The organism is Hydrocarboniphaga sp. FW305-C-57, assembly GCF_058783045.1.
In genome coordinates, this window is the sequence record NZ_JBYSYG010000001.1 from 319,789 (window position 1) to 339,808 (window position 20,020).

The following is a 20,020-nucleotide window of genomic DNA, read 5'->3' on the forward strand; positions in this document are numbered from 1 at the left end:
CATTGCAATGTCATTCCCGCTCGGCCAGCGGGTCGCAAGACCTATCGCGGGTCCGTTCTACCTGCGCGGGGTCTTGCGCTTCCGGACCCCAGGCTCATCGACCGCGCCACGTCGGCGTTTGGGTTCTCCCGCCGCCGCTGCCGATGGCTGTTCCAGATCGGCCAGGATCGGGCAATCGGGCCGATCGTCTCCCGAGCAGCCCATCACCAGTTGCTGGAGCGTGCCAGCCATCTCCTGCATGTCCGCGATCCGTTGCCGCAGATCTTCGATATGGCCCAGGGCGATGCGCTTGACGTCCGCACTGCGCCGGCGGCGGTTCCGCCAGAGCTGCAGCAGGCCATCGATCTCGGCGACGGAAAACCCCAGATCCCGCGCCCGCCGCACGAAGCGCAGTACGTGCACGTCGTTCTCTGTGTAGTTCCGGTAGCCTGCGTCCGTGCGGCTGGCCGCCGGGATCAAACCGGTCGCCTCGTAGTAGCGGATCATCTTGGCCGATACCCCTGAAGCGTTCGCTGCTTGACCGATGTTCACGTCATCCTCCTTTCGACCGACCCGGTCGCACCGTGGCCGGCGGACGCGACGGCCTCTCCCGAAACATCGGGCCGGCCAGTCACCGCGGACGCCACGGGCGGATGGAACCGCCGCAGCCTGAGGGCGTTGCCGAGGACGAAGACGCTCGACAACGCCATGGCGCCTGCCGCCAACACTGGCGAGAGCAGGACGCCGTAGGCCGGATAGAGCACGCCAGCGGCGACCGGGATCAGGGCGGCGTTGTAGCCGAACGCCCAGAACAGATTCTGCCGGATGTTGCGGATCGTCCCCTTCGACAGGGCGATGGCGTTGGGCACGCCCTTGAGGCTGCCCGACATCAGCACCACGTCGGCCGCCTCGATCGCGATGTCGGTGCCCGTGCCGATGGCGATTCCCACGTCGGCCTCGGCCAGGGCCGGCGCATCATTGATGCCGTCACCCACGAACACCAGATGGCCGTGAACGGCCCTGAGACGGCGCACCGTCTCGATCTTGCCTTTCGGAAGCACCTCGGCGACCACCTCGTAGATGCCGAGACGGCGGGCGATGGCCTCGGCTGTGCGCCGATTGTCGCCGGTGATCATGGCGACCTTGAGGCCCAGCGCGTGCAGCGCGGCGATGGCCTCGGGCGTGGTGTCCTTGATCGGATCGGCAACGGCGATGACGGCCGCGAGCTTTCCGTCGATCGCGGCGTAGAGCGGCGACTTGCCCTCGTCGCCCAGCCGCTCCGCGATACCGGAAAAGGTGGCCACATCCAGGCCCAGCCGGTGCATGTAACGGTCGGCGCCGATCTGGATACTCACTCCGTCCACCATCGCCTCGACGCCGAACCCGGTCTCGGACCTGAAGCCAGCGACCGCCGGCAAGGTCAGGCCTTGGGCTTGGGCGGCTTCTACGATGGCATGGCCGACGGGGTGTTCCGACTTCGCCTCGACGGCCGCGATCCGCGCCAGTACCTGCGCGCGATCGAAGCCTTCGGCCAGTTCCAGATCGGTGAGCACCGGCCGGCCTTCGGTCAGCGTGCCGGTCTTGTCCAGTGCGATGACCTTCGCATCCTTGAGCCACTGCAAGGCTTCGCCCTTGCGGAACAACACGCCCATTTCGGCGCCGCGCCCGGTGCCGACCATGATCGACGTGGGCGTGGCCAGCCCCATGGCGCAGGGACAAGCGATGATCAGCACGGCGACGGCATTGACCAGCGCGAACGTCAGCGCCGGTGCCGGGCCGAAGGCGAGCCAGACGAGGAACGTCAGCAGCGCCACACCGATCACGACCGGGACGAACCACAACGTCACCTTGTCGACCAGTGCCTGGATCGGCAGCTTGGAGCCCTGCGCTTCCTCCACCATGCGGATGATCCGGGAGAGTACCGTGGCCTCGCCTACCGCGGTTGCACGGAAAGCCAGCGCGCCGTTCTGGTTGACCGTACCGCCGACCACCGCGCTGCCGGCGGTCTTTGCCACCGGCACCGGCTCGCCGGTGATCATGGACTCATCGACGTAGCTGTCGCCATCGATCACCTCGCCGTCGACCGGAACACGTTCGCCCGGTCGCACTTCGACAATATCCCCCGGCACGACGTTGCCGAACGCGATCTCGGCCGTCTCCTCGTCACGGCGCACTCGCGCGATCCGCGCCTGCAACCCAATCAGCCGCTGGATCGCCTGGGAGGCGCGCCCCCTGGCCCGCGCTTCCAGAAAGCGGCCGATGAGAATCAAAGTGACGATGACGGCCGCCGCCTCGTAGTAGACGTTGACCGCTTCCGCGGGCAACAGCGCAGGCATGAAGGTCGCAACCAGCGAGTAGGCGTAAGCCGCCAGGGTACCGACCGCGACCAGCGAGTTCATGTCCGGCGCCAGGCGGAACAGCGCGGGAAAGCCATGCTGGTAGAAGCGCCGGCCCGGCCCGAGGATCACCAGTGTCGTCAGCGCGAACTGGATGACCCAGTTCCACTGCATGCCGAGGGTGCGGTTGATCAGGTGATGCACGCCGGGAACGAGGTGCGCACCCATCTCCAGCACAACCACCGGCAAGGTCAGCGCGATGGACACGGCCACGGCGCGTTTCAGGGCCGCCTGCTCGGCGTCCTTGCGGACCGCGTCATCGGCCTCGCGCGAGGACGCCCGGTCGATCGGCCGCGCCGCGTATCCCGCGTCGTCGATGGCCTGGATCAGCAACCTGGCGTCCACACCCCCTTCCACGACTGCGCGCTCTGTCGCCAGGTTGACGCGTGCCGCCGTCACGCCGGGGACGGTACGCAGTGCGCGCTCCACACGTCCGACGCAGGACGCGCAGGTCATGCCCTCGATGGCGAGTTCGGTCTTGATGATCGGAACCGCATAGCCCGCCCTCTCGATGGCCCGGGCCAGTGTCCGGTGGTCGGCCGGTGCCACGGTCTGCACGTCGGCCCATCCGGATGCGGGATCGACGCTCGCACCGTGAACGCCGGGGACGGCCCTCAGTGCCTGCTCGATCCGGCCGGCGCAGGAAGTGCCGCGCATTCCCGCGATGGGTAGGCGCACCGCCTCCAGTCGGAGGGAGGCGTCTTGTGAAGGGGAATCCATGTTCATCTCGCCGGTACGATGGGGTCGATGGCCGAGTCTGTGGCTTACCACGGTGGGAAGGTCAACGCTTGCGCGGCCGGCCTGTGAACCCTTGACCTTCCAACGATGGCAAGGTCCATGATAGCCGTACGCAAACCAACAGGAGTTGTCCCATGCAGACGTTCCACATCCAGAACATGACTTGCGGCGGCTGCGTCCGAGGCGTCACGCGCGCCATCCAGTCCGTCGACCCGGCTGCGCGGGTTCACGCCGATGTTCCTGCCCGACGGGTGCAGGTCGTCTCCGACCAGCCCCGTGAGATCGTCGAGGCCACACTGACCAAGTCCGGCTACCAGGCGGTTTGGATCGCTCCGTGAAGCACCGCCTGGCGGCCTCGTTCAGGCCTCGTTGATCGTCAGGGTCAAGCGACCAGGTTCTCGGCCAGTGCGGTCGTCGGACGAAGCCGTTCTTGAACTGACCGGCCCGACCACTCAGTTGCAGGTACTCGGGTGGTCGGGCGGGGAGGGTCGATTGCGCCGCCACGACCATCCTCTCTCGATCTCGATTTGAAGTGCGACGCTCAAAAAGGTTCGGATCAGCACGATCAGCGCAAGGATCGCGACGCCCTGCAGCGAGGGATCGATCGTAACGGTTCGGATGATGTCGGCGGCCACGAGAAATTCCAGGCCCAGTACGATCGCGCCGCCGAGCTCCTGCCGCAGGGAGTGATATCGCGCCGTCAGTTCGACCCCCTTGTGGATGAAGGCGAATCGGCCGCAAGCCAACACGCTGCCCAGGGTGATGACCCCGACGCCGAACAACTCGAATCCCGCGACCGCGATCCCGATCGCCGCATGTGGCAAATCAGCGCTCATCGGCATATCCGGTCAATGGTGATCGTAGATCCCTACACCCCGGATGTCGTTCCATGAAGTGGTCTGGTGGCAGAGATAGCACTGCTCAGGTTCCGCATTCCTGACACCCGCTATCGGCTTGGACATCATTCCGAAGTGCTCCTTGTAGTGGCTGAGCGGCGCGAGGTGGCACTGGCCGCACTCGGTGGAACTCGGCGGTGGATGCCGGTACTCGGCAATCGACCATGTGGTCGTGCCGTGGCATGTCGCGCAGTCGTTTCCGAAGACCTGGACGTGCGGGTCGGTGGTCTTGTGGCAGCTCGCACAGTCCAGCAGCGTCTCCTTGTAAGTCATGCCGTTGGCAAGCGAGAGGTTGCCCGGCAGCGCCTCGGGCCGGTGTGCCTTGAGGTGCGCGAGCAGCACCGCCCCCTCATGACCCTCCGGGGCCCGATCGAGCCATCGCACGATGATGTCGGTCAAAGCCGCATGGTCCATACCACGCAGGCTGCGGCCGGCGTCGTGTTCCTTGTGGCAGGCCACGCAGTTGTTCGAGCCGGCGATGTCGGCATGGAATGCCGTCGGTTGTCGCTGGACCAGGACGGTCTCGTTTGCATGGCAGGCCACGCAAGTCGCGTCCTCCACGCCCTTCACCGGCGTGTGGCACGCCGCACAGTCCTCTTTGAGAAACGCATGTGCGCTGGACAGGGGGCCCGGAGAGGCCATGTTCTGCCACGTCGCGGCGCGCTGCATTTGCGGAAGGTATGTCCACAGTGCGACTGCCGACACCGGCGCCAGGACCGCGAGCAGCGCGGCGAGGATCTTTCCCTTTCGACTCATCTGAACCAGCGCAACCCGAAGTAGATGCCAGCCCAGATATGCAACGCCAGCAGAAGATAGAAGATGATCGAGAACGCGATGTGTGCCGACAGCCAGGCGTTGAACAGCCTGCGCACCCGCTCCTGGAACTGGATCGAGTACTGCAGATCGGCGGCGGCGGATGCCAGTGGCAGCAGTTCGGCGCTGGCCTTGGGCGTACCGGCAACGCCCGCTGTTGGTCCTTGCGCGTAGGCCCAGTACTGCCCATCCAGAAGGCGCCACAGCCCGTCGATCTGCGCCTTCTTCTCGCGGATGTTCTCCGCGACGTAGCGCAGGTAATGCTGGCCGATGAACCCAGTGAGCACGCTCAGCAGCATCGATGCCGTCAGCGCGACGCCGAGCGCACTCTGGAACTTGTGCCCGCTATGGAGGATGGCCAACAGCGCGCCTACCAAGCCGAAATAGACGTGCGCCTGCAGCAATGCGCCGAAGCCATGCTTCCTGGTGAATGCGCGGCGCAGCGTAGCGCTGCGCTTGATTACGGTGTAGGTGAGCGGGACGAGCATGAACGCCGCGCCTACGACGCCGAACACGCCACCCAGGAGGCTTCCGGCGAAGAAGGAAGAGCGGTGCACCAGGAAACCCAGCCACAGGACCACCAGCATCGAGAAGATGATCGTCGCGATGATGCGATCCTGGTTGCGCATCTACGCATCCACCGAGATATCGGCCGACGCTTTCGCCTGGCAGGCCAGGATCACGCCCGAGGAACGATCGAGTGGCGTCAGGCTGTCGTCCACGTCCATGGTGACCTCGCCCGACAGCAGCTTGATCTTGCAGAGGCCGCAGTAACCCTGCCGGCAGGCATATTCGATCGGAACGCCGACCTCTTCGGCGGCCTCGAGAACGGTCTGGCCGGCCGCCAGCGGCGCCTTTTTTCCGGACCGCTCGAAGCTGCAGGTGACGGCCGTCGCCGTGTCGCCCGCCGACACCTCCGGGCCGGGAGGCACTGTCCTGGAGGGGCTCAGGAACAGCTCGGAATGAACCGACGCCAGGTCGATGCCCAGCTTGCCCAGTTCGTTGCGGACCGCGTCCATCATCACCGGCGGACCGCACAAGTGGATGCGGCGCGAACGGATCTGCGCAATCTGCCCCAGCAGTTCGGCGGTGATGAACCCACGCGGGCCGGTCCATGCCGCCGATGACTCGTCGCTCAGCACGATGGACACATGCAGGTTCGGATGCCGGCGGGCGAGTTGGTTCAGCTCGTCGCGGAAGATCACGCTTTCCAGGTCCTTGCAGGCGTAGACCAGGTCGATCCGGCCGTTCCAGCTCTGGTCGGTCAGGTAGCGGATGGAACTCATCAGCGGCGTGATGCCGACGCCGCCGCCCAGGAACACGACACTGTCGGACTCGACGCCGCGGAAGGTGAAGCGGCCGTAGGGGCCGGACGCATCGAGGAGATCGCCTTCCTTCACCTGCTCGTGGAGGTAACCCGAGACGATGCCGCCGCTTTCGTGCTTGACCGTCAGGTCGCACCAGCCGTGGCAGCATGGCGATGAAGCGATCGAATACGAGCGCTTGACCTGGTTCCCGCCTGAATGCACCGAAAGCGTGAGGAACTGGCCGGGCTCGAACTCGAACGGCAGCGCACCCACGCCCTCCACTGGCGCCAGCCGAAACGTCTTGACCTTGGGCGTCTCCTGGAAGACGCGTGCGACCCGCAGCTTGCCCACCCAGCCGCCCATGGTGGACACGGGTGCGCGTGCCTGCGGCTCGCCCTCGGCCGGCACGCCCGGAGACACGGGCGCCGCGGGGGCCGGCGCCACACCGGAACGAGGCGCAGCGGCGGGGGCCGGAGGCACCGGTGCCCCGGTGCGCAACGTGGCGAGGACCGCATTCGTGCGTCGGGTTCGCGCCACGTACATCCAGGCGGCCAGCAGCGCAAAGGCCAGCAGCAACGCCATCGTGAAGTAGTGGAAGCCCGACAGGCCGAAGACGCCGTGCGCCGGGGCCGTGGTCAGGGGATCGGTCAGGTTCATCTCGCGCCGGAACCACGCCAGCGCGATCCCCCGCGGCGCCTGTCCTTCGGCCAGTGCGCGGTAGGCCGACAAGCCGCTGTCGAATTCGCCCCAGGCCACGCGCATGCGGTCGGATGCTTCCTGCAGGCCGCCGTAGTCGTTGCGCTGGACCGCGTGCGACGCCTCCGACGACAGGGACGCCAATAGCTGGATCCCTTCGTGCATCCGGTGGTGGGCGAGCTGCTCAACGCTCGCGCGCCGCTCCGGCGGTAGATCCGGCAGCGCCATCAGCTGCGGATACAGCAGCTTGTTGAGGCGCCGATCCCGACCGCACTCGTCTCCGCGGCAGCCGCGCATCATGTCGTCCATCATGCCGCCCATGGAACCGGCCATCGATGCACCACTCGAAGCCGGCATGCTGGCAGTCGCGTCCGGGTGATGCGCGGCGTGATCGTCATCGCCCGCCGATGCGTCAGCCGGCGGTGTGGCGCTCATCGGCATGCCGTTCATCGGGCTGCTGCTTTGCGCCGGCATGCCATCGGCTGGCGCCGGCTGCGGTACCGCCATGCTTCCGGCCTTGTCCGGATGATGCGCGGCGTGATCGTCATCGCCCATCGGCGCGCCAGCCGGCGGCGTGGTGCCCATCGGCATACCAGCCATCGAGCCGCTGTCCCGGGCCGATGACGTGCCGGCAGCGTCCGGCTGCGCAGCCGTCATGCCGCCGGTCTTGTCTGGCGGATGGGCTGCGTGTGGATCAGCAGCCGACTGAGCGCCGGCCGCTCCATGAGCCAGCAGCATCGCCAGCGTGGCCAGGGCGGCGACTCGCTTCCACCCCACGAAGCCTTCCGTCAGCACCGCGGCGGCCTCCGCTACATATGGCCCATCTTCTTCTTGGCCATGCCCCCGCCCATGCTCGAATCCATCTTCTGCATGGTGGCGTCGACCTTCTGCATCTGCATCTCGCAGTGCTCCATGTCCTCCTTCATCTGCTGCATGTGCTGCATCGTGGCGGGCATGTCCATGTCCTTATGCGCGGAGGCATCGCCAGCCTTCATCGCCATGGCCTGCTGATGCATCTGCATGCTGCCTTCCTGCATCTGTCGGCCCATGGCCTCCATGGCTTGCCCCCGTTCGCGCATCATGGCTGCCATCTCCTCCATGTGCGTGGCCATGGCATCGGGCGTTGCGGGCGCATTCTGAGAAGCAGGGGACTTCGGATCGGTAGGGTGCGCCGCTGGAGCGTGAGGTGCCGCCGGGGTGCTGGCGGGCTGCTGCCCCATGGCGCCCGGCATGGCATCCTTCTTGTGCATGTCATCATCAGCCAGTGCCGCGCCAGCGAGCGCGACACCCAGGATGCAGACCATGACAAGTGACGGCCGACGATAGTGCTGCTTCATAACAACCTCCGATAAGTAGGCGGCGGTTCCCCTCGGGAACCGATGAGCGCAACGCGCTCACGAAGAAACCGACCCGCGTGCGTGGTCGGTTCGTTCGTCCACCGTACGTGCGGCAAGCTGTCGATGGCATGACCCCGACATTACGATGCCGCAATCTCCTCGTAATACGACGCCGGCACTGGAGGAAGGTCCTACCGGAAGAAAGTGCCACTTCGGATGCCACTCTGTTCGCGTTCAAGAAGTGACAAGGTGATTACGCAAATGTAATGACTGGGTCATTCAGCTGAAAGCAGGCCCTTCCTAGGCTGATATCGGGCGTTCCTCCCCTCAGCCACCAGGAGATTGTCATGAAATCCATCAAAGCGTCGTGGGTCATTTTGTTGTGTGCGATGTTCGCAGTAGCCGTTCCGGTCTACGCGCAGCAGCCCACCGAAGAACCGATCGTGAAGCTGCTCAACGATATGGCGGACAAGCCGGAGAATCATCTGGCCATCGCCGCGTACTACCGCACGCTGGCCGGCGACGCGCTGGCTGAAGCCGAGAAGCACAAGGCGATGCGCAACACCTATCGGCACGACCACCAGAAGTTCAAGTCTGGAGCTGCCACGGGGCAGTCGATGGCACGGCACTGTGACCGGCTGACCAAGCTCCAGGAAGAGACCGCCGCAGAGTACGAGGCGCTTGCAAAGCTCCATGAAGCTGAGGCGGCAGCGAAATAACAGCCAGACGGTTAGACGTCAAATACCCCGCTCCACCGATCGACGGGAGCGGGGTATTTTTGCTCCATAGACGCCAACCTTGGAAGGAGCATGGCTGGCGCCAAGGCGAAGATGAAGGCGAAGCAGCGTTAACGGGAACGCTCTGAGAGCAACTGCTTCATCTGAGCGATCTCCTGCGTTTGGGAGGCAATGATGTCCTGGCATAGCTTGGCCAGTTCGGGATCCTTGAGGCGGTTCTCCTCACACATCAGGATCGCTCCCGCGTGATGCGGAATCATGGAGCGTATGAACTGCCGGTCTGTGACGGCAGCCTGGCTGCGAATGCCCCACCAACAGAACAGCATGAATACCACCGCCGCGCCGGCAAGGATCAGGTTTCGCCGACGATCCGGGTACATTCCGGACATGAGCCACAACTCAATGAGCAGCATGGGAGAGGCCATCAGGCCTGCCATGTAGAACTGATTGATGTTGTTGTAGACATTGGCCCACTGATCGACCATGGAATACATCAAGGCGTACATGGCCAAGAAGGAGAGCGCCATCATCAACAGCAAACGGCCATAGTGGCCCTGATGTTGCGGCTGGGCGTTCTCGTGCTTTCCGTGCGAAGTGGACATCACGATCTCCGTGAGAACTCGGAGCGAGTCTATACCCGCCCCCTGATAACGGGAGGTGACCACCAGATCGAGCCCACTTCACGGCGCCAGCGACGCTCATCTGCACACGCTCAGACCGACCCAAAAAACGGCGTCATTTTCATGACGGGAATGTAATGAACGGGTCACCTGTCTGACAGTGGCGGCTCTGCATGCTCCGAGCAGGACCATGGCGATGATTCCGCATATCCAAAGCATGTGGTCACCGAATCCGAGATCCGTAGCAAAGTCGTCGAACATGAAAAGTTCAAGCACAAAGCACCGTCACTTGTCAGCAGTCGTGGTTCTGCTGGCCATGGCTGTCACAGGTATGGCGGCAGCCTCCGAGCTGGTCGCCGACGTCTGGAAAGATCCCAACTGCGGCTGCTGCAAGGTGTGGGTGGATCACCTGAAGGAAGCGGGCATCACTGTGCGCGTCTTCAACACAGGAAACACCGGCGCACGCGCGCGCCTCGGCATCCCAGCAAAGCTGGGCTCCTGTCATACGGCCAAGATCAATGGCTACGTGATCGAGGGTCATGTGCCGGCAGCCGACATCCAGCGTCTGCTCAGGGAGAAGCCGAAGGCGGTTGGCCTGGCCGTGCCCGGCATGCCTTTGGGATCGCCGGGTATGGACGGACCGGTCTACGGCAACCGCGTGATGGCCTACGACGTGCTGCTGGTACAGGCCGATGGAAGCACCAGCGTGTACCAGTCGTACCCCGGATCGCAGTAAGCAGCCCGCGGAGGCACGGCATAAGCGGCTCGGCTCTGCGAGCCAGTACAGCGGCAATTCGGCGTCGGTGCCGTCGGGCACCATGCTCGGCCGGTATCCGCTAAGCCTCCACAGTCGATGCGACGAGAAGTTTTCGCGTATTGATTCTAGGTAACCCATAACGGAGAACAACTATGAGCAACATCAGCACTCGCGCCATTCGCTCTTTTACACTCGGCATCGGCCTCGCGGTCAGCCTCCTGTCGGCCTCGTTCGCCTATGCGCACGCCACATTGGTTCAGTCCACGCCGGCGGCCAATGCGGTCGTGGCGTCTCCTCAGCAGATCGACCTCATGTTCAACGAGACGCTCGTGCCGCGTGCTTCACGCCTGGAGCTGGCAATGATCCACGGCAACTCGACCATGCCGATCGAGCATCTGGAGATCGAGGTCATCGGCAAGACGTTGCGCGCCAAGCTGCATCATCCGCTGGAAGCCGGTACTTATCGCGTACAGTACCGCGCCGTCGGGCCGGATAATCACCCGATGACGGGGGACTTCAGCTTTACCGTCGGCTGAGGCACCGCCGACTTGTCGAGCGTGCCCGCCTATGCCTTGCGGTTCGTCCAGTACCTGGACCTCATGCTGCTGTTCGGCCTTCCGCTGTTCTCGTGGTATGGCCTGCGCCGATCGGTGCCTGGCGGAGACCCGTGGTTGCCCCTGACTAGGTCCGCGCTCTCCGGGGCACTTCTGGTCAGCGCCGTGTTCGGTGTGGCGCTGACCGGTATCGACGTCGTCTTCAAGACGACGGAGATCATGGGGATGCCGGTCACCGAACTCGACCGCGCATCGCTTGGCTGGTACCTGTTCGAGACCGCCGCTGGCCGAGCCGCACTGGCACGGACCGCAGTGCTGGTCGTGCTGATAGCCTTTCTTGGTTGGCAGTCGCGTCGCGAAGAGCGCTCCTTCTTCTCGCCTCTGGTGGCCGCGCTTGCCGGATGTGCGCTACTCACACTGGCGTGGAACGGTCACGCGGCTGCGGGAGAAGGCGCGTCCGGCGTGCTGCGACTGGCCGCGGGCATCGCCCACCTGCTTGCGGCTGGCGGCTGGATCGGCGCCATCGCGGCCTTCCTGATTATCCTCTCGCGTCGCAGCGCATCCGCCAGGAGCGCCCCCCTGCAAGTGCTCCACCAGACGCTGCAGGACTTCTCAGGTCCCGGCACCGTCTTCGTCGGCATCCTTGTGGTCACCGGCGTCCTGCACTACGGCGACCTCACGGGTTGGTCCGTGGTGCCCTTGTTCCACAGCGTTCATGGCAAGCTGCTGCTGGTCAAGCTGGCGTTGTTCGCCGCCATGTTGGGACTGGCCGCACTTCATCGCTGGCGCGTGGTACCCAGATTGGAAGGTGAAGTTCTCGCTGGCGGTGGTTCGCGCTCGCTGCAGACACTTCGCCTCACCGTAACCATCGAGGCAACACTCGCTGTTCTGATCATTGCCGCTGTGTCCATCCTCGGCACCCTCAATCCACATGGGTGACCCGATGCCGACCTAAAGATTGGGCTTCCCCGATCTATGAAGATCCGCGCGTTCGAAAGCATCTCGGGAAGGTCCTCGCTTCGCATTGCCAAGAGTGCCATCGAAGATCAAGCCAACTGGATTTCTAGCCCGGCCATTGGCGTTGGCTCATTGACCTAAGGGGAGCAGGCCCCATGGGTTGCAGTCCCATCTTCGTTGGCGTCGAAGCACATGAATCACAAGGAGAGTGATCTATGGAGCTTCGACATCTGCGCTGCTTCATAGTCCTGGCTGAAGAACTGCATTTCACGCGCGCGGCCGACCGTCTGCACATCGAACAGTCACCGCTTTCTCGCATCATCAAAGAACTGGAAGACGAGCTCGGCGTCCTGCTGTTCACCCGTGACCGGCGAGGAACCCAACTAACCCAGGCGGGGGCCGTGTTCCTGCAGGACGTCCGCAGGGTATTCACGATGCTGGAGCAGGCATGCGAGAACGCCAAGGCTGTTTCGGCAGGCTTTCGAGGTAGTCTGCGTATTGCGGTCTCCGATGGTGCTGTGGACCCGCGACTGTCGGCGTTCCTGGCGCGTTGTCGCGAGGAGGAGCCAGAAATCGAGATACGGCTCTCCGAAGTGCCACTGGTGGAGCAACTGCGCGGACTGCGATCCGGTGACTTCAAGATCGGATTCGCACACACGGCGGAAGTCGGAGACGGCATCGTCGCCGAACCGATCTGGCGCGACCCGCTCGTGGTTGCCGTTCCCGCGCGCCATCCCCTCTTGGTCCACAAGGAAGTTCCGCTCGATGAGTTGGTCAGTTACCCGCTTATCCTATGCAACCAGCACATTTGCGAAGGCTACTGCAGGGCGTTGACCCAATTGCTCCGACCACTGAAGCGAGAGCCCAACGTCGTCGAGCGGGTGACTTCTCTGGAAATGATGCTCACCTTGGTCGGGGCCGGCTACGGCGTTGGCTTCACCACCGCGCCCAGAATCGGACTTTCCCGCCATCCCGACGTTGTGATGCGGCCGTTAGCGATGGATTCGGCGATGCTGACGACCTACCTACTCAGGCTGGACAGCGACGAGCCTACAGCTGCATTGGAACGGCTCATCGCCCGGCTGCCTGTCCAGCTGAACTACTGAGGAGGACACTGGTACGGCGCTACGTTCTCAGCTTCGAAGCCGCGCGCAGATTGCTTTCCGTAGCCACCATCAGGTCAGCGGCGCTGATCTTCAACGCTATGGCGATCTTAAGGATCAGGGCAAGCGTCGGCATGTGCTCACCCCGCTCGATCTTGCCCATGTGGGAACGCTCGATCTCAGCCAAGGACGCAAGCTCCTCCTGCGCTATCCCTTGCTCCAGTCGAGCAGCGCGCACTGCCTTTCCGAACGCCGATGCTGGTTCAGGCTCATAAGTGGTCGTGCCAGCCGGTCGGCCTCGTTGGACAGTACGCTTCTGCATCAGCAAAAGCGTCGAATATTGCTCTGACTTAAACCACGTTAAATTTAACTCTTGCTATGCTGCGAGCCTTGTTTCCCCGGCCATAACTGAGGACAGCCATGCGCGGCTCACCCCCATCCTCGGTGCTCAAGCTCGGCATATCGTCCGGCGTCCCCTCGTCCCGGTTAGCGGCACTGCTCGCGCTACATCGCGCGAAAGAGCCCGAGACGCCTGTCTCGATGGAGGAAGTCACGTCGTCGCCGGACCTCATTGAGGGCGTGAAGAACGGCCGCTACGACATCGGGTTGGTGGCGACGACGACACCCGCCGACGACGCGCCGCTTTGGCGTGAAGAGTTGGCGGTCGCGGTGCCCGATCGCTCCCCCTTGCTCCGCTATGCCGCGATCCCCCTTGGGGCACTCCTATCCTATCCCTTGTTTCAGTATTGCCCCCTGGCCTGCGAAGTGCTGTTCGGTCAAGAGTGGCCCGTTCTTTACGGGGTCACGTCGTATGAATTGATGACCGTGATGGTGTCGGCCGGCTACGGGGTGGGCATCGCCCCCCGTTCACGCATCGAACAGTCCCGGAGCTGGGGTGTTGTGATGCGACCGTTGGCGGACGGCTCCTACTGGATCGGAACGCACATGTTCCGATCCGAGCGGAACGACTCGCCCGCCATCGAGCGTTTCGTCAAGCGAGCGCAGACGATCGCGTAGTGCCACCCTCCCGACGAGGGAGGGGGCCGTCGATCTGCTGGATGAGCAGTGCGCGACGCACTACCTGTACGGCCATTTCCAACGTCTCCAGCGTCACCGCCTCGATCGGCGACTGGCCGCCGAATTCGTCGTAGGGCTGCGTTAGTGCGTGGTAGATCTCCCAGGGGTCCACGCCGCGAGCCGTCTGCTTGAGGATGGTCTGGACCAGGCGACGCTTGAGCGGGTCGAGCTGCCAGTCCGGCACACGCTGCCCCCGGTTGCCCAGGCTGATCGACAGCAAGTTGCCCGCCGTGACTTCGTAGGTGATCCAGCGCCGCGACTTGCCGGCGAGCTTGGCGTAGTCGGCGACGGACAGGTTGTGGGGCGACTCCAGGATGTCGAGCAGGATCATCCGCTCGCGCTGGACGTTCGAGATGGTCGGTTCCGTCTTGGGAGCGCGCACCGCAGACAGCCGTTGCATTTGGATGGCTCCCTGCGGCGGCGCGTCGTGCGGCTTGGACAGCACCAAGGTCTGCACCGTTGTGCTCGCAGGCGATCCTTGCGTGTTCGATCCGTCACCAGCCATCGGCAGTCCTTCCAAGTGGAGGGCCAGAGGATTGCTGGCCGCTTCCAACTGGCCCTGCTCCAACAGGTCCAGCCGATCGGCCCAGTCCTGCATCATGCACCGACGCTGCTCGACGTACTCGGCATGGTTGTAGGTGCGGCGGACCGGGTTCGGGTCGACGTGCGAGAGCTGCGCGTCGATCCACTTGTCGGGATAGCCCAACTCGTTGAGCGTGGTCGAAAGGGTGGCGCGGATACCGTGGCCCGTCAGCCGGCCGTCGTAACCCAGCCGCTTCACTGCCGTATTGAGCGTGTTTTCGCTGATGCGCTGCTTCAGGCTCTTGGCCCCCGGGAACACGTGCTTCTGTCCCTGCTTGAACCGCTCCAGCATGTGCCGGACGATTTCAACCGCCTGCAGGGACAGCGGCACGATGTACGGCGGGATGTCCTCCGTCCGCAGGTTTTCCTTCTGCATCTTCAGTTCGAGCTGCTTCACCACATCTGGCGGAATGATCCACAGGCCGTCATCGAGGTGGAACTGATCCGGCGTCGCAAGCCGCAGCTCGCCCGTGCGCACGCCCGTCAGAAACAACATGCGGACGCCGAGCTGGGTCTGCAGCCGGCCGGGGTACTTGCGCAGCAGTTGCAGGAACTCGGGTAGCTCCGACATGCGCAGGAACGGGTTGTGGCGCACGGGCGGCTGCGGCATGGCGACCACATCCAGGTCGGAAGCCGGGTTGCGTTCCAGGCCGGGCACGACCACCAGCGCGTAGCGGAATAGCTGGTTGAGCCAGGTACGCACCTTCTCGGCCACCGAGGGCGCACCGCGTTTCTCGATCCGACCGACGATTTCCAGCAGGTCGGCGCGAGTGATGACGTGGATCGAGCGCTTGCCCAGCGTGGGGAGCACGTCGTTGCCGAAGATGCGCGGAAGCGTGGCGAGCGTGGTTTGCCGTCCCCTCTTGAGGCGACCCTGTTCCCGGAACTTCAGCCACTTTTCGTAGACCGCCTGGAAGGTGTTCTGCTCGGCCTGGGTCGCCAGTTGTCGGTCCCTCGTCCGCTGGCGCTGCGGGTTGATGTCCTTGGCGACGAGCGCCCGCGCCTCGTCGCGGCGGGTGCGTGCCTCGCGCAGGCTGATCTCGGGATACACCCCCAAGGACATCCGCTTCTGCCGGCCGAGCCAGGTATAGCGGAAGTGCCAGGTCTTCGTGCCCGCGGCCGAGACGGCCAGCGACAGGCCGTCGAAGTCGGGGAGGGTGTAGTCCGTCCCGGTGGCCTTGGCCTGCCGAACGGCGACATCAGAAAGTGCCATGTCTGCTCCTGAACTGAGTCAGGAGTCAGATCGTCATCCCATGGCCCGCTCGTCCCTACCAACAATCCGGACTCGAACCCAACCGCCTTGATGGACTACTGGATGGACTAAATCAGTCCATCTGTCGGTGGATTCCGGTGGCCTTCACTGGACGCTCATCCGGCGAAAAAGCCTTTGCTGATAGTGGTTTATGGAACTCCTTGGAACTCCATGGAACCTGAACTGGAGCGGGTGACGGGAATCGAACCCGCGTCAGTAGCTTGGGAAGCTACAGCTCTACCATTGAGCTACACCCGCAATGCGCCATTTGAAGAATGGATTGCGGTCCGCAGTTTACCGCGTTGCCGGCATTCGATGAGACGCCCAGAACGAAAAAGCCCGCCGCGAACGGGTCGCGGCGGGCTTCATTCCAGCGTCGATGCCTAGAGGTTTTCGCTCAGGCGGCGCGGGCCGAGGCGGCGTTCGATGCCGTTCGGGCCGCCGACGTTGACGCGGCGGCGGTCACGGCCTTCGGCGGCGCGGCGATCGAGGCGGGCATATTTCTGCCGGCCCTGATCAGGTTGCTTGTAGGTCAGCAGGCCGTAACAGAACACCAGCGCGCAGATCGACCCGATCGTCCAAGTCGCCACATCGAAGAGCCAGCTGACCATCCCAACCTCCAAGCCCGCCGTCTCTGACGGCACCTCGACGGCGCTTATCTCAGTTGGAGATTGTTGCCGTCCACCCGAACGGGAGTGCCGACGGCGAGTCCGGCGGCGCTATCGACCTTGACGGTCTGATAGCCGCCATTGTCCATGCGCACGCCCACTTCATAGTAAGTCGTGGCACGAGCGGAGCGTTCGATCTGATGACCGGCAACGCCGCCGCCGATCGCACCCGCGGCGGTCGCGAGATCCTTGCCGCGGCCGCCCCCGAACTGGTGGCCGATCACGCCGCCCGCCACCGCGCCGGCGATCGCGCCGAGTCCCGAACCCTGGCCCTTGGCGCGCACTTCGTTGATCGACGCGACGGTGCCGCAATCCTGGCAGACCGGTGCGGGCGCCGGGGCCGAGTAGGAAGGCTGCGATTGCGAGCGCGAAGCGCTCGCGGCGCGCTCGGCCTCACGCTGGCGACGGGCGGCGGCCGCGGCGCGTTCTTCCTTGGCCCGAGCTTCGGCGGCGGCTTCTTCCTGCTTGGCCTTGGCCTCGTCGAGTTCCGCCTGCTTGGCGGCCGCGTCGGCCTGGGCCTTGGCGAGCTCTTCCTGGGCCTTCTGCAGTTCGAGCGCTTGCTGTTCGGCTGCGGCGGCCGCGTCCTCGGCCTCCTTGTCCGCCGGCGGAGCGCAAGCCGAAATCGTCAAGGTGAGCGCCGCGATGGCGGCGTAAGCGGTGCGGAATTTCATGGAAGGCCTCAGATGACTTGGCATGAGCCGGAGCTGGCTCGCGGTGCCATCTTTGCGACGAAAGCTGAACGAAAACTGAGTTTCCAGTCAGCATCCACGAGTTCTCCACAATCGGCCATGACACCCGCAAGCGCGGTCAATTCGCCGGGAAAAAGTCGAGCGGCTTGGTGATGGTGGTCGCCGCCGTGTCCTTGGCCTCGAAGCGGAACAGCTTCACGCGGCCGACCAGTTTGGCTTCCAGATCAGGGTCTTTGAGCTCGCTCGACACCACTTCGCAGCTCGACACGCTGCCATCAGGCTCGATCGTGAGCTTGAGCACGAGCTTGCCCTGCAGGGCCGGATTGTCACGCAGCGCGCGGTTGTAGAGCGCGTAGATGGCGCCCTTGTTCTGGTCGAAAACCTCCTCGACTTCTTCACGATCGCGGCCGCCGCTGCGCTTGCCTTCGGCCTTGGCCGCGGCGGTGTTGGCGGCTGCCTTGACCTTCTCGGTGCTGCGCTCGGAAAGGCCGGTGGCGCCAGTGCTCTTGCCGAGCGAGGCGGTGTCGACGCCGCCGCTGGACCTGGCGTCGCCGCCGAGGCTGCTCGAGGCGGCCTGCTTGGGCGGCGCGCCGGTGCCGCTGATCACGGCCGCGCCGCTGGCGACGCGCTCGGCGGCCGAGGAATCGCGCATCGCCGCAAGGTCTTCGCTCATCGAGGCCAAGCCGGCTTTGGCGGCGCGCTGGCGGGCGGCTTCGGCGCGCTGCTCGGGCGTCGGTTCGGGCGGAGGCTCTTCGATCTTCGGCTTGGGTTCCGGCTTGGGCTCTTCGACCTTGGGCTTGGGCTCCGGAACCGGTCCGGGCTTGGGCGCTTCGACGACCGGCTCGGGCTCGGCGACGGCCTCCACGGGGGGCGGCGGTGCCGGCGGAGGCGGCAGCAGCTGGGCGTACTGGCGTACCGGCGGCGGGGCCGGTGCCGCGGTCTTGCGCTCGAAATGCAACACCGACATGGCGATGCCGAAGATCAGCGCCGGAATGCCGACTTCGATGCAGATGAGCCGGAAGCGGCGGTCGGCGGCGTCGTTGAGCTCCCAGCTTTCCCAGCGGATCGGCGGGCGGGCGTTGAGCGTGCTCATGAGGCCTTGCCCGAGCTGCGATTGACCGCGAGCGAGATGCGCGCGAAGCCGGTATCGCCGCCGCAGGTCGCCATGACCTTGTTGAGCAGGGCGAACGGCAGGTCCTTGTCGGCCATGATGTTGACCTCGCCGCGCGTAGGCTTGGCGGCCGGATCGTTCGGATCGCCCTGCAGCGGCACCTGCAGCAGGCGCTCCTTGAGCCGGGCGAGCACGGCGTTGGGGTCGGCCTCGGCCTCGGCGATCGTCATGACCGGCTCGCCCTGGAACAGGATGCTCTCCTGCGTGACCATGACCACGGCCATGTCCTCGGGCTGTTGCTGCGAGACCGACGGTGGCAAGGTCAGCGAGCGCGGCGTGCGCAGGGTCTGCACACTCGTCGATGTCAGCATCAAAAAGAACACCAGCGTGGTGAACACGTCGATCATCGAGACGAGGTTCAGCGGCACGGCATCCGGGCGCTCGGCCTTGCGCAGCATGCGGCGCCGGCGCGTGGCGTTTCCGAGCAGGCTCATGGGGCGGGCTCCGTGGCGGGCGCGGATGCGGCATCCGCTGCCGGCGCGGCGGCGGCCTCGGCCGCCGGGGCGACGCCGACCGAGACTTCGGGGAACAGCTCGTAGGCCGCGGTCGGATCGGTGCGCACGGCGTCCATCAGCGCGACCAGGGTTTCATACGAGACGGTCGGTTCGAGCAGCAGCGAAATGCGCTTGTCGTCGGGCGTCGCCGACTTGAGCTCGGTGAGCTTGGCGACCAGCCCGGCGTAGTCATAGGCGCTGCCCTGCTTGGCCCAGGTCTGCAGTGGCTTGCCGTTGTCGGCTAGCGTGAGTCCGTCGGCGCGCACGACCACGCTCAAGTCCTGCTGCGCGGGCGGCGGCTCGGCGCTCGCCACCGGCGGGCCCGGCAGCTCGATGCCGAGCACCGAGACGCCGATCTGGTTCACGAGCAGGAAGAACACCAGCACCGTGAGCACGTCGATCATCGACACCAGGTTGAGCTCGCCGCCGCGCCGTCTCTTGGCACGGCGCATCGCGCGTCGGGTGTTCTTGGCCAGTCCTTGCATCATCGCGGCGCGTCCTGGCGGTTGATCAGTCTTCGAGCCCGAGGCTGTTGAGGAACTTCACCGCGGCCATTTCGATCTGGTCGACCAGCGAGTCGGTGACCGACTGCAGCCAGGAATGGATCAGCAAAAACGGAATCGCCACCATCAGGCCGAAGGCCGTGCAGTTCATCGCCTCGGAGACGGCGCCCGAGAGCAGGTCCTGCTTCTGCGCCGGGTTGACGTCGGCCAGCGCGCCGAAGCCGTGGATCAGGCCGATGATGGTGCCGAGCAGGCCCAGCAGCGTGGCGACGTTGGCGAAGGTGGCGAGGTAGTGCGTGCGGCGTTCGAGCTGCGGCGTCACCTCCATGAGGCTTTCCTCCATCGCACGCTCGACCGGGCCGCGCTTGGTCGCGCCCTTGGAGCGAGCCAGGCCGTAGCCGAGCACGCGGCCGATCGCGGTGGTGGAGTTGGAGGCCACTTTCTCGGCTTCGGCGTAATTGCCGGCGTTGATCAGCGGCAGCAGGCGGCTCCAGAGCGTACGGCTCTCGTTGTGCGCCTTCTTCAGATAGATCATGCGTTCGATCGTGATCGCGAGCCCCAGTGCGAGCAGCGCCAGGATCGGATACATGAACAATCCGCCCGCCTGGAAGAAACCGGGGATATTGCTGAGGCTCATGAGGCTAGTCCTTGCTCTGGGTGTTTCGGTTCGGGTGTGGGGGCAGCTGCGGAGACG

The 20,020-nt window shown here is 64.8% G+C and carries 23 protein-coding genes and 1 tRNA gene; 7 read left to right on the top strand and 17 right to left on the bottom strand.

The annotated features are described in order from the left end of the window. Nucleotides 1-57: 57 nt before the first annotated feature. Complete coding sequence (gene cueR, locus AC3WUM_RS01565) at nucleotides 58-531, bottom strand: Cu(I)-responsive transcriptional regulator (protein ID WP_043290349.1); 474 nt, start codon at nucleotides 529-531, stop codon at nucleotides 58-60. Continuing rightward, a complete protein-coding gene (locus AC3WUM_RS01570; RefSeq protein WP_492408297.1) occupies nucleotides 528-3,095 on the bottom strand; it encodes a heavy metal translocating P-type ATPase in 2,568 nt (855 codons plus the stop codon). The genes cueR and AC3WUM_RS01570 overlap by 4 nt, the downstream gene beginning before the upstream one ends. Before the next feature lie 152 nt (nucleotides 3,096-3,247). Between AC3WUM_RS01570 and AC3WUM_RS01575 the strand changes: the two genes are divergently transcribed. Continuing rightward, nucleotides 3,248-3,451 carry a heavy-metal-associated domain-containing protein gene (locus AC3WUM_RS01575; RefSeq protein WP_014159574.1) on the top strand — a complete coding sequence of 68 codons (204 nt, stop codon included), beginning with the start codon at nucleotides 3,248-3,250 and terminating at the stop codon, nucleotides 3,449-3,451. A gap of 114 nt (nucleotides 3,452-3,565) precedes the next feature. Here the strand turns inward: AC3WUM_RS01575 and AC3WUM_RS01580 are convergent, their stop codons facing one another. The 5 genes from AC3WUM_RS01580 to AC3WUM_RS01600 are packed head-to-tail and all read right to left on the bottom strand — an operon-like array spanning nucleotide 3,566 to nucleotide 8,162. Further along, nucleotides 3,566-3,949: a DUF1622 domain-containing protein gene (locus AC3WUM_RS01580; RefSeq protein WP_043290894.1), complete on the bottom strand. Its 384-nt coding sequence runs from the start codon at nucleotides 3,947-3,949 to the stop codon at nucleotides 3,566-3,568. 12 nt (nucleotides 3,950-3,961) lie between these two features. Next, nucleotides 3,962-4,765, bottom strand: coding sequence for a multiheme c-type cytochrome (locus tag AC3WUM_RS01585; RefSeq protein WP_014159572.1), 804 nt, complete (start codon nucleotides 4,763-4,765; stop codon nucleotides 3,962-3,964). Further along, entirely contained in the window at nucleotides 4,762-5,451 is a 690-nt protein-coding gene (locus tag AC3WUM_RS01590) for a hypothetical protein (protein WP_003292130.1), read from the bottom strand. The genes AC3WUM_RS01585 and AC3WUM_RS01590 overlap by 4 nt, the downstream gene beginning before the upstream one ends. After that, complete coding sequence (locus AC3WUM_RS01595; protein WP_492408298.1) at nucleotides 5,452-7,620, bottom strand: 2Fe-2S iron-sulfur cluster-binding protein; 2,169 nt, start codon at nucleotides 7,618-7,620, stop codon at nucleotides 5,452-5,454. Between the two features lie 14 nt (nucleotides 7,621-7,634). Continuing rightward, nucleotides 7,635-8,162 (bottom strand): hypothetical protein, encoded by a 528-nt coding sequence (locus AC3WUM_RS01600; protein ID WP_043290347.1) that lies wholly within the window; start codon nucleotides 8,160-8,162, stop codon nucleotides 7,635-7,637. A gap of 347 nt (nucleotides 8,163-8,509) precedes the next feature. Between AC3WUM_RS01600 and AC3WUM_RS01605 the strand changes: the two genes are divergently transcribed. Continuing rightward, on the top strand, nucleotides 8,510-8,881 hold the full coding sequence (locus AC3WUM_RS01605) for a hypothetical protein (protein WP_066922034.1): 372 nt from the start codon (nucleotides 8,510-8,512) through the stop codon (nucleotides 8,879-8,881). A gap of 128 nt (nucleotides 8,882-9,009) precedes the next feature. Here AC3WUM_RS01605 and AC3WUM_RS01610 read toward each other — a convergent pair whose 3' ends face one another. Next, complete coding sequence (locus tag AC3WUM_RS01610) at nucleotides 9,010-9,501, bottom strand: DUF305 domain-containing protein (RefSeq protein WP_014159568.1); 492 nt, start codon at nucleotides 9,499-9,501, stop codon at nucleotides 9,010-9,012. 277 nt (nucleotides 9,502-9,778) lie between these two features. Between AC3WUM_RS01610 and AC3WUM_RS01615 the strand changes: the two genes are divergently transcribed. The 4 genes from AC3WUM_RS01615 to AC3WUM_RS01630 all read left to right on the top strand — a co-directional run bounded on the left by AC3WUM_RS01615 (nucleotide 9,779) and on the right by AC3WUM_RS01630 (nucleotide 12,893). Next, entirely contained in the window at nucleotides 9,779-10,255 is a 477-nt protein-coding gene (locus AC3WUM_RS01615; RefSeq protein WP_043290346.1) for a DUF411 domain-containing protein, read from the top strand. A gap of 173 nt (nucleotides 10,256-10,428) precedes the next feature. Next, the gene (gene copC / locus AC3WUM_RS01620; protein ID WP_014159566.1) at nucleotides 10,429-10,812 is read left to right on the top strand and encodes a copper homeostasis periplasmic binding protein CopC; all 384 of its coding nucleotides are present in this window, start codon (nucleotides 10,429-10,431) and stop codon (nucleotides 10,810-10,812) included. A gap of 21 nt (nucleotides 10,813-10,833) precedes the next feature. Continuing rightward, complete coding sequence (copD, locus tag AC3WUM_RS01625) at nucleotides 10,834-11,769, top strand: copper homeostasis membrane protein CopD (protein WP_238527686.1); 936 nt, start codon at nucleotides 10,834-10,836, stop codon at nucleotides 11,767-11,769. A gap of 233 nt (nucleotides 11,770-12,002) precedes the next feature. Continuing rightward, entirely contained in the window at nucleotides 12,003-12,893 is an 891-nt protein-coding gene (locus AC3WUM_RS01630) for a LysR family transcriptional regulator (RefSeq protein ID WP_014159564.1), read from the top strand. Nucleotides 12,894-12,912: 19 nt separating this feature from the next. On the opposite strand, the gene AC3WUM_RS01635 is transcribed toward AC3WUM_RS01630, so the two are convergent. After that, entirely contained in the window at nucleotides 12,913-13,212 is a 300-nt protein-coding gene (locus AC3WUM_RS01635) for a helix-turn-helix domain-containing protein (RefSeq protein ID WP_066922036.1), read from the bottom strand. 98 nt (nucleotides 13,213-13,310) lie between these two features. Here AC3WUM_RS01635 and AC3WUM_RS01640 point away from each other — a divergent pair, with 98 nt between their 5' ends. Then, nucleotides 13,311-13,907: a LysR family substrate-binding domain-containing protein gene (locus AC3WUM_RS01640; protein WP_066922038.1), complete on the top strand. Its 597-nt coding sequence runs from the start codon at nucleotides 13,311-13,313 to the stop codon at nucleotides 13,905-13,907. Here the strand turns inward: AC3WUM_RS01640 and AC3WUM_RS01645 are convergent. The 8 genes from AC3WUM_RS01645 to AC3WUM_RS01680 all read right to left on the bottom strand — a co-directional run bounded on the left by AC3WUM_RS01645 (nucleotide 13,882) and on the right by AC3WUM_RS01680 (nucleotide 19,963). Beyond that, nucleotides 13,882-15,762 carry a tyrosine-type recombinase/integrase gene (locus AC3WUM_RS01645; protein ID WP_014159561.1) on the bottom strand — a complete coding sequence of 627 codons (1,881 nt, stop codon included), beginning with the start codon at nucleotides 15,760-15,762 and terminating at the stop codon, nucleotides 13,882-13,884. The two genes, AC3WUM_RS01640 and AC3WUM_RS01645, sit on opposite strands and share 26 nt — an antisense overlap. Before the next feature lie 223 nt (nucleotides 15,763-15,985). Next, a tRNA-Gly gene (locus AC3WUM_RS01650) sits at nucleotides 15,986-16,059 on the bottom strand. 125 nt (nucleotides 16,060-16,184) lie between these two features. Then, complete coding sequence (locus AC3WUM_RS01655) at nucleotides 16,185-16,412, bottom strand: hypothetical protein (RefSeq protein WP_492408299.1); 228 nt, start codon at nucleotides 16,410-16,412, stop codon at nucleotides 16,185-16,187. Between the two features lie 44 nt (nucleotides 16,413-16,456). Further along, nucleotides 16,457-17,140: a glycine zipper 2TM domain-containing protein gene (locus tag AC3WUM_RS01660; protein ID WP_492408300.1), complete on the bottom strand. Its 684-nt coding sequence runs from the start codon at nucleotides 17,138-17,140 to the stop codon at nucleotides 16,457-16,459. Nucleotides 17,141-17,276: 136 nt separating this feature from the next. Continuing rightward, the gene (locus AC3WUM_RS01665; RefSeq protein ID WP_492408302.1) at nucleotides 17,277-18,251 is read right to left on the bottom strand and encodes an AgmX/PglI C-terminal domain-containing protein; all 975 of its coding nucleotides are present in this window, start codon (nucleotides 18,249-18,251) and stop codon (nucleotides 17,277-17,279) included. Further along, entirely contained in the window at nucleotides 18,248-18,763 is a 516-nt protein-coding gene (locus AC3WUM_RS01670) for an ExbD/TolR family protein (RefSeq protein ID WP_492408303.1), read from the bottom strand. Before AC3WUM_RS01670 ends, AC3WUM_RS01665 begins: the two co-directional genes overlap by 4 nt. Further along, on the bottom strand, nucleotides 18,760-19,311 hold the full coding sequence (locus tag AC3WUM_RS01675) for an ExbD/TolR family protein (RefSeq protein ID WP_492408305.1): 552 nt from the start codon (nucleotides 19,309-19,311) through the stop codon (nucleotides 18,760-18,762). The genes AC3WUM_RS01670 and AC3WUM_RS01675 overlap by 4 nt, the downstream gene beginning before the upstream one ends. A 22-nt stretch (nucleotides 19,312-19,333) precedes the next feature. Then, nucleotides 19,334-19,963 carry a MotA/TolQ/ExbB proton channel family protein gene (locus AC3WUM_RS01680; protein ID WP_341918155.1) on the bottom strand — a complete coding sequence of 210 codons (630 nt, stop codon included), beginning with the start codon at nucleotides 19,961-19,963 and terminating at the stop codon, nucleotides 19,334-19,336. Nucleotides 19,964-20,020: the final 57 nt, after the last annotated feature.

Excerpts from the sequence above, each read along its gene's own strand:
- AC3WUM_RS01570 (WP_492408297.1), bottom strand. The coding sequence starts at position 3,095 with ATGGATTCCCCTTCACAAGACGCCTCCCTCCGACTGGAGGCGGTGCGC.
- AC3WUM_RS01575 (WP_014159574.1), top strand. The coding sequence starts at position 3,248 with ATGCAGACGTTCCACATCCAGAACATGACTTGCGGCGGCTGCGTCCGA.
- AC3WUM_RS01580 (WP_043290894.1), bottom strand. The coding sequence starts at position 3,949 with ATGAGCGCTGATTTGCCACATGCGGCGATCGGGATCGCGGTCGCGGGA.
- AC3WUM_RS01585 (WP_014159572.1), bottom strand. The coding sequence starts at position 4,765 with ATGAGTCGAAAGGGAAAGATCCTCGCCGCGCTGCTCGCGGTCCTGGCG.
- AC3WUM_RS01590 (WP_003292130.1), bottom strand. The coding sequence starts at position 5,451 with ATGCGCAACCAGGATCGCATCATCGCGACGATCATCTTCTCGATGCTG.
- AC3WUM_RS01600 (WP_043290347.1), bottom strand. The coding sequence starts at position 8,162 with ATGAAGCAGCACTATCGTCGGCCGTCACTTGTCATGGTCTGCATCCTG.
- AC3WUM_RS01605 (WP_066922034.1), top strand. The coding sequence starts at position 8,510 with ATGAAATCCATCAAAGCGTCGTGGGTCATTTTGTTGTGTGCGATGTTC.
- AC3WUM_RS01610 (WP_014159568.1), bottom strand. The coding sequence starts at position 9,501 with ATGTCCACTTCGCACGGAAAGCACGAGAACGCCCAGCCGCAACATCAG.
- AC3WUM_RS01615 (WP_043290346.1), top strand. The coding sequence starts at position 9,779 with ATGAAAAGTTCAAGCACAAAGCACCGTCACTTGTCAGCAGTCGTGGTT.
- copC (WP_014159566.1), top strand. The coding sequence starts at position 10,429 with ATGAGCAACATCAGCACTCGCGCCATTCGCTCTTTTACACTCGGCATC.
- AC3WUM_RS01630 (WP_014159564.1), top strand. The coding sequence starts at position 12,003 with ATGGAGCTTCGACATCTGCGCTGCTTCATAGTCCTGGCTGAAGAACTG.
- AC3WUM_RS01635 (WP_066922036.1), bottom strand. The coding sequence starts at position 13,212 with ATGCAGAAGCGTACTGTCCAACGAGGCCGACCGGCTGGCACGACCACT.
- AC3WUM_RS01640 (WP_066922038.1), top strand. The coding sequence starts at position 13,311 with ATGCGCGGCTCACCCCCATCCTCGGTGCTCAAGCTCGGCATATCGTCC.
- AC3WUM_RS01645 (WP_014159561.1), bottom strand. The coding sequence starts at position 15,762 with ATGGCACTTTCTGATGTCGCCGTTCGGCAGGCCAAGGCCACCGGGACG.
- AC3WUM_RS01655 (WP_492408299.1), bottom strand. The coding sequence starts at position 16,412 with ATGGTCAGCTGGCTCTTCGATGTGGCGACTTGGACGATCGGGTCGATC.
- AC3WUM_RS01660 (WP_492408300.1), bottom strand. The coding sequence starts at position 17,140 with ATGAAATTCCGCACCGCTTACGCCGCCATCGCGGCGCTCACCTTGACG.
- AC3WUM_RS01665 (WP_492408302.1), bottom strand. The coding sequence starts at position 18,251 with ATGAGCACGCTCAACGCCCGCCCGCCGATCCGCTGGGAAAGCTGGGAG.
- AC3WUM_RS01670 (WP_492408303.1), bottom strand. The coding sequence starts at position 18,763 with ATGAGCCTGCTCGGAAACGCCACGCGCCGGCGCCGCATGCTGCGCAAG.
- AC3WUM_RS01675 (WP_492408305.1), bottom strand. The coding sequence starts at position 19,311 with ATGATGCAAGGACTGGCCAAGAACACCCGACGCGCGATGCGCCGTGCC.
- AC3WUM_RS01680 (WP_341918155.1), bottom strand. The coding sequence starts at position 19,963 with ATGAGCCTCAGCAATATCCCCGGTTTCTTCCAGGCGGGCGGATTGTTC.